This is a genomic window from Clostridium sp. SHJSY1 (assembly GCF_031626875.1).
Taxonomy (GTDB): domain Bacteria; phylum Bacillota; class Clostridia; order Clostridiales; family Clostridiaceae; genus Clostridium.
The window spans coordinates 103,737-120,482 of the sequence record NZ_JANDMF010000010.1; the positions used below are offsets into that span (position 1 = coordinate 103,737).

Consider the following 16,746-nt stretch of genomic DNA (forward strand, 5'->3'; position numbering starts at 1 on the left):
ATATTATAATGTGTTTTAGATATCAATTCATAAACAAGTACATACAAAATTGTAAAGATAATAAAAATAATCTTAATCATTACAATTATTTATTCATGTATTTATTATAATAAGCGCCTTCCATATTTCAGTCAAGTTTTCTAATACATTCCACTAAAAATAAGTTCTCTTTTAATCTCCAACAGATAATTTTTTCTAATTACATTATCTATTTTCTTTTAACTTTGAGAAATTCATAAAATACAATTAAAAGAGGATAAGTAGCTATAATTAGCATCTACTCTTATCCTCCTATTATAAAATATAAACTATATTAAATTTACTATTAATATTATTTATGCTGGTCTAATTTGTGTTGCTGTAAAAGTAATAGGTCCATCAACAAATACACTATTAACATTTTGTGCTAATTGTACAGTTAATAAATACCTAGCACTTGTAATACCAGTTCCTATAACATCCACATAAGATAATGGTACATTTACAATATCTGCATTACCTTCTCTATCCACTTCTTGAACAGCTTTATAAATTTCTTGTCCTGGAAAAGTTAATTGACCTTTAAATATTTTTAATTCAACACTAGCAAAAGTTGTTGAACTATCATTGTCAACTCCTCCAACTACTGCATTTAACCAAATAAGATCCCCTTGCCTTAAATCAGTTATATTAAGTTCTCCTATTACGGTAGGAGTAGTTGTTACTGGTATTAAATTGTCAGTAGGTGTATTTACTGAACTAAAAAACTTAAATGATTGTACTGTTGCCATGAAAATTCCTCCTCAGAAAATAATTTTATTATTAAAGAAAATTAATTTATTCTACTTATGGTCTAAATTGTAGTGCTGTGAAAGTAATAGGTCCTCTTATAAATACATTTTGTATACCTTCATCTATTTGTACTGCTAAAACATACCTTACATTTCTTGCCCCTTTATCTATAGAATCAACATAAGAAATTGGCACATTGGTAACATCTCCAGCCTTATCAGCATCTAGAGGAGCAAAATATATTTCCTTTCCTGGTATAAATACATTTCCTTTATAAAGATTAAAAGTAATATATGGAGATATACATCCTTTATTATTATCCACACCACCAACTACTGCATTAAGCCAAATAGCATCCCCCTTAAGGACTTCATCTATAAATACTTCGCCAATTACATAAGGCATAGTTGATACTAAGATTTTAGTATTTCCAAAAGCATTATCATCCAGCTGAAAATATTCAAATTGCTGTATTGTAACCATTTATGCTCCTCCCCAATTTACTCAATATTTGTTACGAAAATTAATAAAATATAATATTTCTCAACTAATATATTATATGTAAACAACCTACTATTTGTTTCCAATTTCGACAATTTTATTTTTCATATTAAATAAAAATTTTATAAAAAATAAAAGTATATTTAACTCATATTGGATATTTGTAATTTTTTATTCATTTGATATATACTTATATAAATAACAGTTTGTAAAATAAAACCGTAAAAGAATATTTCAGAGGTGATTCTATGAAAAGATGCATTGTATTAATGGAATAGTCAGAAAATCAATATAAAATATCAAGGAGTGAATTAAACATGACTATTCCAAACCCAAATAAAATATATCCAAGAAGTAAAGATTACCAAATTGTATATCTAAAAAATGTAATTACAAAAGATAATATAGAAGTTGGAGATTATACAATATATAATGATTTTAATAATGATCCAAGAGATTTTGAAAGAAATAATGTACTTTATCATTACCCAATAAACCATGATAAATTAATTATTGGCAAGTTTTGTTCAATAGCATGTAAAGCAAAATTTCTTATGAATAGTGGAAATCATACAATGAAATCACTATCCACTTATACTTTTCCTATCTTTGGAGAAGAATGGAATGAATCCTTACACCCAAAAGATGCTTGGGATAACAAAGGTGATATCATAATTGGAAATGATGTATGGATAGGCTATGATGCTATAATTATGTCAGGAGTAAAAATCGGAGATGGTGCAATTATTGGAACTAGAGCCCTAGTTACTAAAGATGTCCCCCCATACACTATTGTAGCAGGCGTACCAGCAAAAATTATAAAGAAAAGATTTAATGAAGATGTTATTTCAAAATTACTAAAAATCAGGTGGTGGGATTGGCCATATAAGAAAATCCAAGAAAATATTGAACATATTCAATCTGGAAATATTAATAAATTAATATAATACATTTGTTATCTAAACTAAAGCACCAAGATAGTACATACTCTATTATCTTGGTGCTTATAAATTTTAATTATACAAATAACAATATAACATTATTTGTCATATTATATTATTATGAAAACTAAAAAATTAGGAGGAATGTATTTTGAATTTTAATAATATTTGCAAAACCCATCATGTTAATGGTTACAACTGTGGTGTATTAATTATTCCTTCTTTCTCTACTGCAACTCTTAGCTTTACTAGTGAGGCTGCATATGAGAATATTATATTGGTTTCCAAATTTTCCAATGGTGATGTAATTCATGAAGCTAATAATAAACGACCTAATGGCTTACAAAAGATTACTATAAAAAATTGTTCCTCTGTTCCTAAATATTATTTAATAACTAGTTTTCATAGAGTTTCTATGAATACTAATTTTATTGAAAATAATATAAAATCAAATGTTATCAATGAAAAGAACTATTCATATAACTTTGAAGATGGAACAGATAATGATTTCAATGACATTACTGTAACTATTAAATTGCAAGCTATAAATTAACGTAATAATGGAAACCCACAAAAATCATAACAAGATTTCTGTGGGTTTCTTAGTAATAAAATTTCTCCAAGATACTTAAAGTTAGTCTTGAATTAATAACTTTCCATTTTAAAGTAGAGAATCCTTAATACGAGTTCTCTAAATTCAATAGATAACCCTTATTATAACTTAAAATAAGAATCAATTATATTTTTAATATTACCATAGTTACTACAATTATATTGATCATACTCAACAATGATATTTATAAATATCTCTTCTACTTCTTCGTCTCTATAGCTAGATAAAAACTCAATACATATATCCCAGATCTCTTGAAAACAGATTAAGGATAGAATTTTAAAACATAATTCTCTAGCTTTTGCTTTATTATTAACTTTAAAATTATAAAATACATATTTCAGTTCTTCTAATGGATATTCTCCAATATAATTTAGCAATTCTGTTACCTTTTCTTCAGAAGTATCTTCCGCTAAATATGATAATGCTATATCATCATAACAAGGAAAATTCACCCTAGAATTACCTATATTAATTTGTATAGTTTGTTTTTCTTCCAATATCAATTTTTTATATTTATCTGCACTACTAGTGTTATTATCTTTATTATAATAGTCTTTTATATCTTTTGAATTATTTAATTTATTGAAAGGAATGTATTTCCCTAAATAATTAATTCCTTCTTCACCAATATTGTAATTATTATATTTGTATGGTCTTATTATTGTAATGCAACTAAGAGTTTTCCCTTCTAAATATGAAGCAGTAGCTTTATGATGCCCATCTATCAAGAGTGCTAGAAAACCTCCCAGTTCAATAGCAATGCCATATAACTTTTCTCCATTTTTTATTTTTTCTCTATAATATTCAACTCTTTCATTGTTATAACAATTTGTTCCTTGAGAAGGTACCATAAATTTAGGTTGCCCATAAATTACCCCATAATTAGGATAATAATAATCTGCACTTGCATTATAATTTTTACTTTTTGAATTTAAATTCCAAAAATAATTTTCTTCACCATCTGTAGGAATTAATTCTGTTTCTTTCAAGATATAATAACCATCATGCAATAAAGATAATATTGATTTAATTTTATGAAATCCATCCTCTAGATTCTCTATTTCATTTATATTATTTAAAATACTAATAATTTTATTATCCACACTTTCTCTTCCTTCAGCTAATTGAATCATAGAAAAACATGTTGGACAGTATTCTGAATTAATCATAATTAGGGGAGTATCTTCTAAAAAATATGTTAACTTTATTTCTTCATTTTCATTCTTAATAAAATCACTATTTAATTTGGCTAATCCATTTTTCACACTAAATAAAATCTCTGAGCTATTTAATGTTTGAATTTTTTCTACCTTTGTTTTTACCAACATAAACACTCTCCTTAATGCCAATATTTCTTTTACTATTTAATATAAAACATTACATTACTCTATTCAATTTAAAACATATAATAAACATATTATCTTTTAAGCCCGCCTTTATAGTACCATTCATTTTTTCCACTAACCCTTTTGTAATAGCCAGTCCAAGTCCTGTTCCATTTCCTGATCTTATTTTATCTGCCATATAAAATCTATCAAAAATATGTTCTACATCCAGTGATGTTAAGCTTTGAGTTGTATTACTTATTTTAAATAACACCATTCCTTCTTCAACCTCTAAGTAAATATTTATCCTATCTTTTGCATATTTAATTGCATTACTTAACAAATTTTCAATTACACGTTCTAAAGCTTTTTTATCTGCTATGATAAATATATTTTCTTTTGGCATTTGGATTTTTGGCATTATATTTCTATTTGTAAAATCTGAATATTTTTCTAAAATGATTTCTTCTGTAACTCTATTTATATTTAATTTTTTTAATTCAATTTTATAATCTAAAGATTCTATTAATGACAATTCATAAAAATCATTTAATAAAATCTCTAAAGTTTTTACCCGTTCCTCTGCTACATTTAAATATTGCCTTTTCTCCTCTTCAGTAATATCTTCTAATTTTAAAAATTGTATATATCCTTTAATTGATGTTAAAGGAGTTCTTAAATCATGAGACATATTTGCTATTGTTTGTCTCAATTCATTTTCAATTTTCACCTTATTTGCTTCACTTTGTTTCTTTATTTGTATGACCTCATTTATATTCTCTGCTAAAACTTCTATTTTTTTATTTAATAATCCTATAGTAATTTTTTTATCTATGCTCTTTTTATTAATGTTTTTAAGCTGTCTTACTAAGCTTACCACTTGCTTTTCCACATAAAATAAGCGGAATCCTAAATATATAGATATAATCAATAAAGCCAAAATAATATATATCATTTATAATTTATCCTCCATTAAATATACTTTTACTTAATATCTGCTTTATTGAAAGAGTAGATACTTACTACAGTTGTTATAGTTATGGTCACTAATGAAACAATTATTGCTTGAATAAAATCTCTTGTCCTTACATTATATGAGAATACAATTGTAGGTTGAGAATATACATAATGATTTATAGCCCATTCACAAGATGATTTTTGAACAACCATTATATTTATCAATCTATTTATAAAATCAAATACTATAGCTGCAATAACTGTAATATTAACACTTCTTGATATAAAAGCAACAAAAACATTTAAACTACATATTCCAACTTGAATAACTACTACAATCAAAATCATTCCTATTAAATGCACAAAAGCTTTTAAATCAAATATTTCCCCATATCCATTAATAGCTGTATTTATTATCATCATTCCTATTGGTAAAGCCAGTCCCATAATTATACTACTTGTATAATAAACTATAACTTTTGACATAAAAATAGTTATTCTTTTATGCCCATAAGCAATTAAATTTTTAATATACCCTGAAGTAAATTCTGTCACAATACATTCTGCTGCAAATACTCCAATTACCATATTTGTTCCTAAACCATTTTGAACATTCGTAATGTATCTTAACATTTCCTTCCCACTTTTTAATAGTGTCTTATCTGGAATACAATAAACTACAACAGCCTGCATTATGATACAAAATAGGCAGAAATAAAACATCTTTGATTTTTTCAATTTATAAAATTCATTCTTCAATAAATTAAGCATTTATTGTTCCCCCTATTACTTTAGCAAAATATCCTTCCAAATCTTCACCCATAGTTATAAGCTGTTCTACTTTTATCCCTTCATTAACAAGAATTTCTGTAACTTTCCAAGGCTCTTCTATATAATCATTAAGCTTTATAATATTATCAGGGAAAACATTAAAGTTTGTAGTTCCTAATTTTTTACTCATAACAACAGCTGCATTAGCTGCATTATCAACCTTTATATGAATATACTTTTTACACCTATCATTTAGTTCTTCTATAGTTATCTCTTCAATTATTTTGCCTTTGTGTATAATACCATATTGATTTGCAACATGATAAATTTCTCCAAGGATATGGCTCGATATAAGTATTGTAATTCCATATTCTAAATTTAATCTTTTAAATAGATCACGAATTTCAATAATCTTGATTGGATCTAAACCATTAATGGGCTCATCTAAAATTAGAAATTCTGGTTCTCCAAGCATTGCCATAGCAATTCCCAGCCTTTGCTTTCCCCCTAAAGATAAAGTTTTAACCTTATTATTCATTTGCTCTATTAATCCTACTGTATTTAATAACTCTTTAATACACTCTTCTCCTGGTATACCTTTTTGTATTCTATTTATATTCATATTTTCATATACAGTTTTATTATCATAAAGTGCTGGTTTTTCTACTACTGCACCTATTCTTCTTCTACTCTTTTCTATTTTTTCTTTTTCATGTTCTCCAAATAGTTCTATATCTCCATCATTAATAAGAACAAGCCCTGTTATAACTTTAAGTAATGTACTTTTACCAGCTCCATTAAGTCCTATAAGACCATACACCTGACCTCTTTTTATTTTCATTGTAATGTTATCAAGAACTATTACATTTTTATATTTCTTTGTAACATTATTTATCTTTAATATATAATCATCCATTATTTTAATTTCCTTATTATTTACATATTTTTTCTATTAATTATAACACAAGCCACTATTAAAAATAACATTCCAGAAGCAGCCATAATAATAGATTGCAAACCTGTATAATTACCCAAATAAAAACCAGTATTAGCTATATAAAAAGGTATTTTTTCTATAACATATTTTAGAATTTCATTTGTGCTTGATGCTAATGCTTGATTAAAGAGTACTAATATTAAATCAAAGTATAATAAATAACCTACAATCCCTGTAATTATAAAATTAGTAGTAATCCCTGAAATTAAAAGTATGAATGAACCTAAAGTAAAGCTATAAATAAAAAAAGAAATAAAATTACTAAATATAATATTTAAATTAAATGTGCCACATATTATAGATATAATTTCATAGAAAACAAATGATATTATGCCTGTGATCCAAAAACTAATTAACTTTGAAATCATTATTTCATTTCTAGTAAATATACCTGTAAATATAATTTTATCTGTTTTATTTGTAAATTCTTGTGTTAAAGAAAAGCTACAATTAACTAGCATAACATATGAAATTAGCCGTAAATATATTATTGGAATATCTTTTAAATTCATAACGCTTAAATTTTTTGATAAAAAATAATTTAAAAATAGTATACAACTCACAAGGAAGAAAGAAATCATTAAATTTAACAAGAACCTTTTTCTTTTTATTTCTAAAGCCATAATCTTAAAAACTCTTTTCACGACAAATCACCTAATTTCTCTTCTATAAATTATAATAGTAGAACTAATAATAAATAATATTGCCCATGCTAAATTAATAATTATTGATTCCATATTGAAATATCCTTGCGCTAAAACTCCTATATTATAAAAAGGAGTAATCATATATCCTGTTAAAGAAGCTGCTATTTCTGGTTTCCTATTAACTAATGTTACTATTCCAGCTGTATAAAAATTTATCATACCTAAAAATACTATAAGAAAAAGAATAGCTTTATTTTCTTTAAATACTATTGAAACTGCTAACATCATAAAGCTTCCCATAACTAGCATTATTACAAGATATATGATGAATAATTCTAAATGATTTAAAGCTAGAAATCCATTAATTCCTATCTTCTTATATAAAATGCACGCAATGATGACATTATCTATTTCCACTATAGCAAAAAATATCCCACCCCATATAATTAAGGACATTACCTTTGAAATCATTACTTCTACTCTAGAAAATATTCCTGTAAAAACAGCTTTATTGGTGTTAAATCTTATATCATCTCTTAAGATAGAAACAGCTACATAAAGCATTATTAGAAATAGAAAACGTCCCATCTCAAAATCATACTCAAGAAGTCCATACATTTTGGGATGAACAAATAAAGCCCAAAGAGAGGAATAGATGAAAGCTGCAAGAATTCCTAAGAAAAATACTTTTGATTTTAATGAGTTTCTAATATTTAACCATGACATTTTAAATAACTTATACATTCTTATCATCCCCCATAGTCCTTAAATATCTTTCTTCTAAGCTTTCTTTTATCTCATTAACCCCTCTAAGTGGGATATTCCCTTTAGCTATCTCTAAAACTAGAGTTTCCAACTCCTTAGAATTTATTGTAGACTGTAACTTATCTTTCCCTACTACCTTATAATCCAATTTTCTTTCATTAAAAAAGTCTTTTAACTTTTCAAGTTTACTGGTTAAAAATTGAATATTAGCCATCTTTTTTTCATTATTGTTTAAATCTTCAATTTTAACTATTTTCCCATTTTGTATAAATGCAACCTTATCACACATTTGCTCAATTTCAGAGAGAATATGACTTGATATAAATACTGATATGTGTTCTTTTTCAGCTAAGTATTTTATGAATTTTCTAAGTTGAGGCACTATAGCTGGATCTAATCCATTAGTTGGTTCATCCAATACTAATATTGGTGGATAAGTTAAAACAGCTTGTGCAATTCCAAGTCTTTGCTTCATTCCTAGAGAATATTTTTTAACTTTTTTGCCTACATAATCTTCAATTCCTAAAGCTTTAACTATCTCATTAATTTCATCTTTATCCTTTAATCCTGAAATCTCAGCAAAAAATTGCAAATTCTCATATCCAGTTAAATCTGGATAAAATCCAGGTGTTTCTATAACACAGCCTATTTGCTTAGTAATATGATTTCTTTTCTCTTTTATATTTTCATTATTTATATAAACTTCTCCATCATACTTTCTCACAAGGGTTGTTATAATTTTCATAAGTGTAGTCTTTCCTGCCCCATTAGGACCTACAAGACCCATAATCTCACCTTCTTCTAAGGATAAATTAACCTTATTAAGTACTGTTTGCTTTCCATAAGTTTTGGTAACATCTTTTATTCTTAAAACTTCATTCATACAATAATCTCCTTTTAAATTCAATTGATTTATCTGACAAGATTATCCTATAATTAAAAATAAAAAAAAACTTAAAGAATTCATTAAGAAAACCTTAAGTTTATACGCTCTTATGATTTTAATTTATATCCCATTCCCCATATAGTTTCAATATACTCTTCCTCTGGATTAGCATGTTGAAGCTTATTTCTCAAATTACTTATATGAACATTTATTGTATTCTCATCACTTAAATACTCATCTCCCCAAACACTTTCAAATAAGTTCGCTTTTGAAAAAATCTTCTTAGGATTACTTAAAAGCAGTTCTAATATTTTATACTCTCTTGCTGTAAAAGATATTTCTTTGTTATTAACTTGAACAACTTTTGTATCTTTATTTAAAATAATATCTTTAAAAGTTAAATTTTCTTGTTCCTCATTATGATTATTAAATCGAGTATATCTTCTAATATTTGAATTAATCCTAGCTGATAGCTCATCAATATCAAAAGGCTTAGTAATGTAATCATCAGCACCTAAATTAAGTAGGTTTACTTTATCATTTTTATCAATCTTAGCTGAAATCACGATAATAGGCATCTCTTTTGTTTTTCTTATATGTTGCAATAATTCTTCTCCATTCATTCCAGGCAACATTAAATCAAGTAACACTAAATCAAATTCTTTATTCTGGATATATAATAAAGCTTCAGTTCCTGAATAAGCTTGTACAACATCATAGCCATTTTTCTTCACTAAACTAGATACCATGTTGTTTATATCATTATCATCTTCCACTACTAATATCATAACTTCTTTACTCATAATATATCACCTCACATCATTAATATACTCCATTCCAATATAAAACCGTCCTTAATTTCATGTTTAAGCTAAGTTATTCTCCCTAAAGTACAATTTTAAGCTCATTTGCATATTTAATTACATGAGGGAAAAAGCATTTAAAATCATCTTCAAAACTTTCATAATTATTAATAAGTTCATCCATAGGATTTACTAAAGGATGCCTTGTATTTGAAACTATTTTAGAAATTCTATCAACTGTTCTTTCAATACCACTTAACTCTCTATATGAAAGAAGCCAATTTTCTTCTATAATAAAAGGCATTCTTTTAGTTAATTTTTCGGGCAAAAAGTAAGGATACTCTTTAAATATTCTATAAAAATTATCAGCATATTCTTCTAATGATATGGAAGAATACTCATTCCAATTTTTAGCTAAATAGTGATCATAAAATATATCTATTAATACACCAGCAAGTCTCCTATTAACACTTGAAATTCTACTTCTACTCCTTATAAAGTCTTCATGTGAATCTGTAAAAGTATCAAGTTTCCTATGCATAAAAATCCCACGCTTTATTGAATCATCAAATTTATTTTCCAAAGATTTATTCACAAAATCTCCAAGAAAATTTCCTAACATATTTTCTTTATTATCCTCAGCAAGATATATATGCGCTAAATAATTCATATTTTCTCCTTTTTTAATTTATTTATCAATTGCAACTTCTTCATATTCTGTAGGAATATATTTTACTAAAGCGAAGTTTTTAGTAACAAGTTCTGTATCTAAAATCTTCCCGCCTTCAAACTTAGCAATCTTATTTCTCCATATTTCATTCTCTCTATAAAATTTATCCTCTTTTTTAAGAAATTTATGATTCTTTTCAAAAACGTGATAAGCAAAATCAAGATTTTTATCTATTCTAAGCTCACCTTCTAAACATTTTTCAGTTATCCAAAGATTTATTTGAAAAGTATAATTTGTGTCATTTTTAATTTGAAAATCTCCATAATTATAAAATATAGTTGCACCACTACCAAAAGGAAGAACTCTTCCGTCATCTGGAAATGGGTCAAAACTATGATGATGACGCTCTATTACTGTAAGAGGACTATGTATTGTAAGCCAATTTAAAAGATTTGCAATTTGGCAAAGGCCTCCTCCAATTCCCGGCCTTGCTTCACCAAAACAAAGTTCCATTCCTGGGAGATATCCTTTGGCTTTGGTTGGAAGTCCTACTGTTTTACAAAACGAAAAAACTTCTCCTGGTCTAATGATACTACCATCTATCTTCTTTATTGCTATCTTTAAATTTTCAATCTTATTAAGTTGTAATTGTACATCGCTATCACCTAATTTTCTGATTAAAACAGATTGATGCTTTTTAACCCTATATGGTAGTTTATTAGAATCTCTAACTTTAGTAAATTTAGTTGAACTAAAATACCAATGCTTGTACCTTTTTATACGTCTATACCAAACAGCAAGAAAATAGAGTATTGGGTGTCTTTGACTTAATAACTTTTTTTCCATTTTTATCTCCTTAATATATCCTATTTCAATAATTATTAATTATTTATTTCACTCATAACTCTTTTTATTCTATATTATTATCACAACAATATCTAGTTTTAATCAGATGTTAATCAAATTTTATGATATTTATTCAGAGGTCTCCCAACTTTTCCATATTCAATTAATTTTTCAACACTTTTTTCATTTTCCATATATTCAAGATATCTTCTAACAGTTACTCTTGACATACCTAATTTTCCGGCTAAATCTTCTGCTGTAAAATCCTCTTTGTTTCTTTTTTTTATTTCCTCATATATTAATTCATATGTATATTTACTAAATCCCTTAATAACTTCATCATTTGAAAAAGCATTAACAGAAAATATAAGCTTATCCAGCTCATCTTGTTCTAACTCATCATTTCTTTTTAATCTATTGTATCTATCTTTAAATTGATTTAGTGCTTCCTTAAATCTTTCAAAGGTAAAAGGTTTAATTAGATAATCCACCACTCCATATCTAAAAGATTCTTGTATCTTTTCAATAGAATTTTCTGCTGTAATTAAAATAATATCTATTGCTATTTCTTGTTCTCTTAACCACTTTAAAAAATTAATTCCATTTTCTTTAGGAAGATATACATCAAGTAATATTAAATCTGGCTTTTTAGCTGATATAAGTTTTTTCAATTCAGCAATTGTTGAAGTAGCTTTCTCCAAATTAAATCCCTCTACTTTTTTCAAAAACATAGAGTTTACTTTTCTAACCATTGGATCATCATCTACAATTACCACTTGAATCATTTTCACCACTCCTTGTTATTGGTATAACTATATTCCAAAGTATGCCATTATCTACTTCAAGATTTATTACACCATTACATTGTTCAATTATTTTCTTTACTATATACATTCCATTTCCACGTTGACCATCTTTTGTTGAAAATCCCTGCTCATATATCTTTTCTATATGTTCAGCTGATATTCCCCCTCCATTATCCTTAACTACTATATTTAATAAGCTATTGTTTTCAACTATTTTTATATATATTAACCCTGTTCCATCATTTTTTACTTCATCTAAAGAGTTTTCTATTAAATTTCCTAAAACTGATACTATTTCTTCTGAAGTTATATTTTCTGGTAACTTTGTAAAATTTGAATTTTCATCAATATTCATCTTAACCCTATACTCTTCAGCCTTATTATATTTTGCTAATAATAATGCTGATATAGATGCATCTTTTATGTTATCAGTTAGAATATTGCTTATATTTTTTCTTACTCTGGCTACATTAGAAATGAACTCCAATGCTTCATTGTACTCTTCTAATTGTATAAGCCCTGAAACAGTATGAAGCTTATTCATAAATTCATGATTTTGAGCCCTTAAAGACCAAGTCATCTTTTTAATTCCAGTAAGTTCTTCTGCCATCTTTGTTACTTCTGTTTTATCTCTAAAGCTAGCTATGGCTCCTATAACCTTTCCTCTATTAACTATGGGAACTCTATTTGTCATTATAACAGTATTATTTATCCTTTGCTCTTCTTCATATTCTGATTTACCTGTCTCTAACACATTACTTAAACGTGTATTTGGAATAATATCCTCTACATTTTGTCCTATAATCTCTACTTTATCAGTATTTTTTCCAAAGTGTAATATATTTAATGCCGAATCATTTATAAGAGTAATTTTTCCCTCATCATCAACAGCTACAACCCCTTCATGAATAGCATCAAGCATTCCCATCTTTTCATTGTAAAGTTTTGTTATTTCGTTTGGTTCAAGTCCTAGCAAAGTATTCTTTATATTTCTTGCTAATAAAAACGCACCTATTATTCCTGCCAAAAGTCCACCAAGCGCAATTAAAATTATATATATAATAGCTATATGTTTATCTGTTTCAATACTCTGAGTAAGTGTACCCACTGACACAAAACCTATCATCTTATCATTTTTTAAATCATATATGGGTGCAAAAATTCTTAATGATTTTCCTAATGACCCTTTAGCTTCAGAAATATATGTATCTCCAGTTTCTATTACCCGCCTCTCATCTCCACCTTCAAATTTTTCTCCAATCATTTCAGGGTTTGGATGTGAATATCTAATTTCTTTCATATTAGCTACAGTAACATATTCAATTTGTTCTAAATTTCCTAGTTGCATATTAATATAAGGTCCAATCTCTCCATTTGGATCATTAACCTCAAGTGCACTTATTATCTCCTTAGAATGTGCAACCAGCTCAGCTACATTGGTAATATTGGTTCTAGCCTTTCTTTCAATATTTTTTGTCATCCATGAAACAACAAAAAATGTGATTATAAGTATAGAAATGAATACTACTGAAATGACCAATAAAGTAAGTTTTGTCTGTAATTTCATTGTCTTTTTCATAATCTTATCTCATCCTTAATATTTAAATTAAAACTTTAAAAACACGGAAACGTAGAGGATATTATAAAAATATCCTTCATATTTCCCGTGTTTAAATATATCTTATCTAATAATATTTTTCATCATATAGCAACTTCACTATTTAATTTTTTTGCTTTTTTCTTTTCATATATTTTAAAAACATATGAAACAATAAACGGACAAATTATAGCTGATATTACACAAGAAGCTGCAACTTGTGCTGTAGCTGCTGTAGCCACTGCAACTAGTGTTGGATCTGTTGCTGCAACTGCAATTGGTGTTGCTACTGCATTTCCTGCTGTTGTTCCTGTTGCTAATCCAAGTACAGGTTCTTCTTTAAATATTTTAAGAAGAATAAATGATCCTATACCTGTAAATGCAGCCACTACACCTAATAATACTCCAGGTAATCCTGCATCTACAATATTACCTAAGTTCATTCCTGCACCTAATGGAAATGAGAAAAACGGAATTAATAATAACTTACTTCCTCCAAGAAATTTTCTCATATCAGTATCAATATTTCCTAAAATCATTCCTATTATTATTGGAATTAATACTGCTATAAGTGATTTAAAAGGAATTTGTGCGAGTCCTGATGCACCTAATGCAACTAATGTGAAAAATGGGCCATCTTTTATAGATAGTATAGCATAAGCTCCAACATCTGTCTCATCTCCATATTGTGAAGCAAGTGAAGCATATAATCCACCATTACAATTTGTTAATGCTGCTAGTATTGCAAGAGGTGATAATCCTAATACTCCTGCTGGTCCAAAAACTTTTCCTACAATTATACCAATACTGGCACCTACTATAAATTGTCCAATTACTAATATTGCACCTTTTTTTATTGCCTTTGGTGCTAATTTAAAATTAATTTGTGACCCAATTAAAAACATGAAACAAGCCAAAATTGTTGTTGCTGCTTTTGGGCCAAATAATGCAGTAGTAAATCCTCCAATTTCTAAGAATTGTGGAAAAAATGTATTTGTTAATACCCCTAGAAAAAGTGGAACAACCATCATTCCTCCTGGAATTTTATCAAGTGTCTTCTTTATTGGAATTTGCATATTTTATCACTCCATTCCTTTTTATACTCTTGCTGCTCCAGTTTTTCTTGCAGCTGTCCTTATTGCTTCTGCTACATTAGTTGCAACATTTCTATCTAAAGCACTTGGAATTACATTATTTTCATTTAAATCCTCATCTTTTATGTAATTAGCTATTGCATAAGCTGCTGCAATTTTCATTTCTTCATTGATTTCTTTTGCTCTAACATCTAATGCACCTCTAAATATTCCAGGAAAAGCTAATACATTATTAACTTGGTTAGGAAAATCTGATCTTCCTGTTCCTACTACTCTTGCTCCTGCTGCTTTTGCTTCATCTGGCATTATTTCTGGTGTTGGATTTGCCATTGCAAATAGAATTGAATCTTTATTCATATTTCTTACCATATCTTTGCTTACTATTCCTGGTGCTGAAACTCCTATAAACACATCTGCACCTGTTAATGCATCACCTAAGTTTCCTTTAATGTTATCTGGATTAGTTATCTTTGCAAGTTCCTTCTTAGCATCATCTACATTTTCTATTCCTCTGTAAAGAATACCAACCTTGTCACAGGCAATTAAATTCTTTACTCCTAAAGAAAGTAATAATTTAGCTATAGCAGTTCCAGCTGCTCCTGCTCCATTAACAACAACTTTTACATCCTCTATTTTCTTATCAACAACTTTTAAAGCATTTATTACACCTGCTAGAACAACTATTGCTGTTCCATGTTGATCATCATGAAATACTGGTATATCAAGTTCTTTCTTTAATCTCTCTTCAACTTCAAAACATCTTGGTGCTCCAATGTCTTCTAAATTAATTCCTCCAAAACCTGGTGCTATCATCTTTACAGTTTGTACAATTTCGTCAACATTCTTTGTATCCAAACATATTGGGAATGCATCGACATCAGCAAATTCTTTAAACAGAACTGCTTTTCCTTCCATAACTGGTAGTCCAGCTTTTGGCCCTATATCGCCTAATCCTAATACTGCTGTTCCATCAGTTACTACTGCAACTATATTTCCTTTTGATGTATATTTATAAACATTTTCTTCATTTTCATGAATTTTTCTACAAGGTTCAGCTACTCCTGGTGTATAAGCTAAACTTAAGTCATCTTTTGTTTCAACTTTTACTTTTGATACTATTTCTAGTTTTCCTATATTTTTCTCATGTAATTTTAAACTTTCTTCAAAATAATTCATTTTTATAACATTCCCTTCCTTATATTAGTTATAAATAGTCCGTTTGTATTACATGGTAGCACTAAATCGTATATTTAAGTTTTTATGTACTTAAAAAATATTTTTTGGTCATAAAAAATAGTTTGTTATATTTTTAACATATTTTGCCTTATAATCTATCTCTTTCTATATTTAATCTTTTCAATAAAAAAGCCAATGAAAATTTTAATTAACTTTTCATTGGTTCTCTATTATTTATTATAAAAATTTTAATAATAAAATAGCTCTAGTATAAATGAAAAATCATCTACACTAGAGCTATCTTTAATTACCTGGCAATGTCTTACTCTCCCACACAGTCTCCCATGCAGTACCATCAGCGCTGTAGAGCTTAACTTTCCTGTTCGGAATGGAAAGGAGTGTTTCCTCTACGCCATTATCACCAGATGCTTTTAATTTTCAAAGAATTCTATTCTTTGAAAATTGCACACAGTTCCTTGTTGTATTCTTGTACTTTTATATTATTGGTCAAGCCCTCGACCTATTAGTATCAGTCAGCTAAATATGTTACCATACTTACACCTCTGACCTATCAACC

At 27.5% G+C, this 16,746-nt stretch carries 18 protein-coding genes and 2 rRNA genes; 2 read left to right on the plus strand and 18 right to left on the minus strand.

Annotation, left to right across the window (positions count from 1 at the left end):
- Window positions 1-335 precede the first annotated feature (335 nt).
- A complete protein-coding gene (locus NNC19_RS07500; RefSeq protein WP_310938011.1) occupies window positions 336-770 on the minus strand; it encodes a hypothetical protein in 435 nt (144 codons plus the stop codon).
- 55 nt (window positions 771-825) lie between these two features.
- Complete coding sequence (locus NNC19_RS07505) at window positions 826-1,254, minus strand: hypothetical protein (RefSeq protein WP_310938012.1); 429 nt, start codon at window positions 1,252-1,254, stop codon at window positions 826-828.
- Window positions 1,255-1,589: 335 nt separating this feature from the next.
- On the opposite strand from NNC19_RS07505, the gene NNC19_RS07510 reads away from it, so the two are divergent.
- A complete protein-coding gene (locus NNC19_RS07510) occupies window positions 1,590-2,219 on the plus strand; it encodes a CatB-related O-acetyltransferase (RefSeq protein WP_310938013.1) in 630 nt (209 codons plus the stop codon).
- Between the two features lie 145 nt (window positions 2,220-2,364).
- The gene (locus NNC19_RS07515) at window positions 2,365-2,766 is read left to right on the plus strand and encodes a hypothetical protein (RefSeq protein WP_310938014.1); all 402 of its coding nucleotides are present in this window, start codon (window positions 2,365-2,367) and stop codon (window positions 2,764-2,766) included.
- Between the two features lie 161 nt (window positions 2,767-2,927).
- Here the strand turns inward: NNC19_RS07515 and NNC19_RS07520 are convergent, their stop codons facing one another.
- From NNC19_RS07520 to NNC19_RS07595, 16 genes are all read right to left on the minus strand, one after another.
- Window positions 2,928-4,157, minus strand: coding sequence for a cytoplasmic protein (locus NNC19_RS07520; protein WP_310938015.1), 1,230 nt, complete (start codon window positions 4,155-4,157; stop codon window positions 2,928-2,930).
- Window positions 4,158-4,206: 49 nt separating this feature from the next.
- The gene (locus tag NNC19_RS07525; protein WP_310938016.1) at window positions 4,207-5,109 is read right to left on the minus strand and encodes a HAMP domain-containing sensor histidine kinase; all 903 of its coding nucleotides are present in this window, start codon (window positions 5,107-5,109) and stop codon (window positions 4,207-4,209) included.
- Window positions 5,110-5,138: 29 nt separating this feature from the next.
- Entirely contained in the window at window positions 5,139-5,882 is a 744-nt protein-coding gene (locus NNC19_RS07530) for an ABC transporter permease (protein WP_310938017.1), read from the minus strand.
- Entirely contained in the window at window positions 5,875-6,798 is a 924-nt protein-coding gene (locus tag NNC19_RS07535; RefSeq protein WP_310938018.1) for an ATP-binding cassette domain-containing protein, read from the minus strand. Before NNC19_RS07535 ends, NNC19_RS07530 begins: the two co-directional genes overlap by 8 nt.
- Window positions 6,799-6,818: 20 nt before the next feature.
- The gene (locus NNC19_RS07540; protein WP_310938019.1) at window positions 6,819-7,523 is read right to left on the minus strand and encodes an ABC transporter permease; all 705 of its coding nucleotides are present in this window, start codon (window positions 7,521-7,523) and stop codon (window positions 6,819-6,821) included.
- Between the two features lie 6 nt (window positions 7,524-7,529).
- Window positions 7,530-8,270: a hypothetical protein gene (locus NNC19_RS07545; RefSeq protein ID WP_310938020.1), complete on the minus strand. Its 741-nt coding sequence runs from the start codon at window positions 8,268-8,270 to the stop codon at window positions 7,530-7,532.
- Window positions 8,263-9,174 carry an ABC transporter ATP-binding protein gene (locus tag NNC19_RS07550; protein WP_310938021.1) on the minus strand — a complete coding sequence of 304 codons (912 nt, stop codon included), beginning with the start codon at window positions 9,172-9,174 and terminating at the stop codon, window positions 8,263-8,265. The genes NNC19_RS07545 and NNC19_RS07550 overlap by 8 nt, the downstream gene beginning before the upstream one ends.
- 110 nt (window positions 9,175-9,284) lie before the next feature.
- Window positions 9,285-9,980 carry a response regulator transcription factor gene (locus tag NNC19_RS07555; RefSeq protein WP_310938022.1) on the minus strand — a complete coding sequence of 232 codons (696 nt, stop codon included), beginning with the start codon at window positions 9,978-9,980 and terminating at the stop codon, window positions 9,285-9,287.
- An 82-nt stretch (window positions 9,981-10,062) separates the two neighbouring features.
- A complete protein-coding gene (locus tag NNC19_RS07560; RefSeq protein WP_310938023.1) occupies window positions 10,063-10,650 on the minus strand; it encodes an ACP phosphodiesterase in 588 nt (195 codons plus the stop codon).
- Between the two features lie 18 nt (window positions 10,651-10,668).
- Window positions 10,669-11,496 carry a VanW family protein gene (locus tag NNC19_RS07565; protein ID WP_310938024.1) on the minus strand — a complete coding sequence of 276 codons (828 nt, stop codon included), beginning with the start codon at window positions 11,494-11,496 and terminating at the stop codon, window positions 10,669-10,671.
- A gap of 113 nt (window positions 11,497-11,609) precedes the next feature.
- Window positions 11,610-12,281, minus strand: coding sequence for a response regulator (locus tag NNC19_RS07570; protein WP_310938025.1), 672 nt, complete (start codon window positions 12,279-12,281; stop codon window positions 11,610-11,612).
- Window positions 12,256-13,881: a sensor histidine kinase gene (locus tag NNC19_RS07575; protein WP_310938026.1), complete on the minus strand. Its 1,626-nt coding sequence runs from the start codon at window positions 13,879-13,881 to the stop codon at window positions 12,256-12,258. The genes NNC19_RS07570 and NNC19_RS07575 overlap by 26 nt, the downstream gene beginning before the upstream one ends.
- Window positions 13,882-14,003: 122 nt before the next feature.
- Window positions 14,004-14,975 (minus strand): 2-keto-3-deoxygluconate permease, encoded by a 972-nt coding sequence (locus NNC19_RS07580; protein WP_310938027.1) that lies wholly within the window; start codon window positions 14,973-14,975, stop codon window positions 14,004-14,006.
- Window positions 14,976-14,996: 21 nt separating this feature from the next.
- Window positions 14,997-16,169, minus strand: a complete 1,173-nt coding sequence (locus NNC19_RS07585) for a malic enzyme-like NAD(P)-binding protein (protein WP_310938028.1) — start codon at window positions 16,167-16,169, stop codon at window positions 14,997-14,999.
- Window positions 16,170-16,478: 309 nt separating this feature from the next.
- Window positions 16,479-16,595 (minus strand): 5S ribosomal RNA (gene rrf / locus NNC19_RS07590).
- A gap of 77 nt (window positions 16,596-16,672) precedes the next feature.
- A 23S ribosomal RNA gene (locus tag NNC19_RS07595) occupies window positions 16,673-16,746 on the minus strand; the annotation flags it as partial.

Excerpts from the sequence above, each read along its gene's own strand:
- NNC19_RS07500 (WP_310938011.1), bottom strand. The coding sequence starts at position 770 with ATGGCAACAGTACAATCATTTAAGTTTTTTAGTTCAGTAAATACACCT.
- NNC19_RS07505 (WP_310938012.1), bottom strand. The coding sequence starts at position 1,254 with ATGGTTACAATACAGCAATTTGAATATTTTCAGCTGGATGATAATGCT.
- NNC19_RS07510 (WP_310938013.1), top strand. The coding sequence starts at position 1,590 with ATGACTATTCCAAACCCAAATAAAATATATCCAAGAAGTAAAGATTAC.
- NNC19_RS07520 (WP_310938015.1), bottom strand. The coding sequence starts at position 4,157 with ATGTTGGTAAAAACAAAGGTAGAAAAAATTCAAACATTAAATAGCTCA.
- NNC19_RS07525 (WP_310938016.1), bottom strand. The coding sequence starts at position 5,109 with ATGATATATATTATTTTGGCTTTATTGATTATATCTATATATTTAGGA.
- NNC19_RS07530 (WP_310938017.1), bottom strand. The coding sequence starts at position 5,882 with ATGCTTAATTTATTGAAGAATGAATTTTATAAATTGAAAAAATCAAAG.
- NNC19_RS07535 (WP_310938018.1), bottom strand. The coding sequence starts at position 6,798 with ATGGATGATTATATATTAAAGATAAATAATGTTACAAAGAAATATAAA.
- NNC19_RS07545 (WP_310938020.1), bottom strand. The coding sequence starts at position 8,270 with ATGTATAAGTTATTTAAAATGTCATGGTTAAATATTAGAAACTCATTA.
- NNC19_RS07550 (WP_310938021.1), bottom strand. The coding sequence starts at position 9,174 with ATGAATGAAGTTTTAAGAATAAAAGATGTTACCAAAACTTATGGAAAG.
- NNC19_RS07555 (WP_310938022.1), bottom strand. The coding sequence starts at position 9,980 with ATGAGTAAAGAAGTTATGATATTAGTAGTGGAAGATGATAATGATATA.
- NNC19_RS07560 (WP_310938023.1), bottom strand. The coding sequence starts at position 10,650 with ATGAATTATTTAGCGCATATATATCTTGCTGAGGATAATAAAGAAAAT.
- NNC19_RS07565 (WP_310938024.1), bottom strand. The coding sequence starts at position 11,496 with ATGGAAAAAAAGTTATTAAGTCAAAGACACCCAATACTCTATTTTCTT.
- NNC19_RS07570 (WP_310938025.1), bottom strand. The coding sequence starts at position 12,281 with ATGATTCAAGTGGTAATTGTAGATGATGATCCAATGGTTAGAAAAGTA.
- NNC19_RS07575 (WP_310938026.1), bottom strand. The coding sequence starts at position 13,881 with ATGAAAAAGACAATGAAATTACAGACAAAACTTACTTTATTGGTCATT.
- NNC19_RS07580 (WP_310938027.1), bottom strand. The coding sequence starts at position 14,975 with ATGCAAATTCCAATAAAGAAGACACTTGATAAAATTCCAGGAGGAATG.
- NNC19_RS07585 (WP_310938028.1), bottom strand. The coding sequence starts at position 16,169 with ATGAATTATTTTGAAGAAAGTTTAAAATTACATGAGAAAAATATAGGA.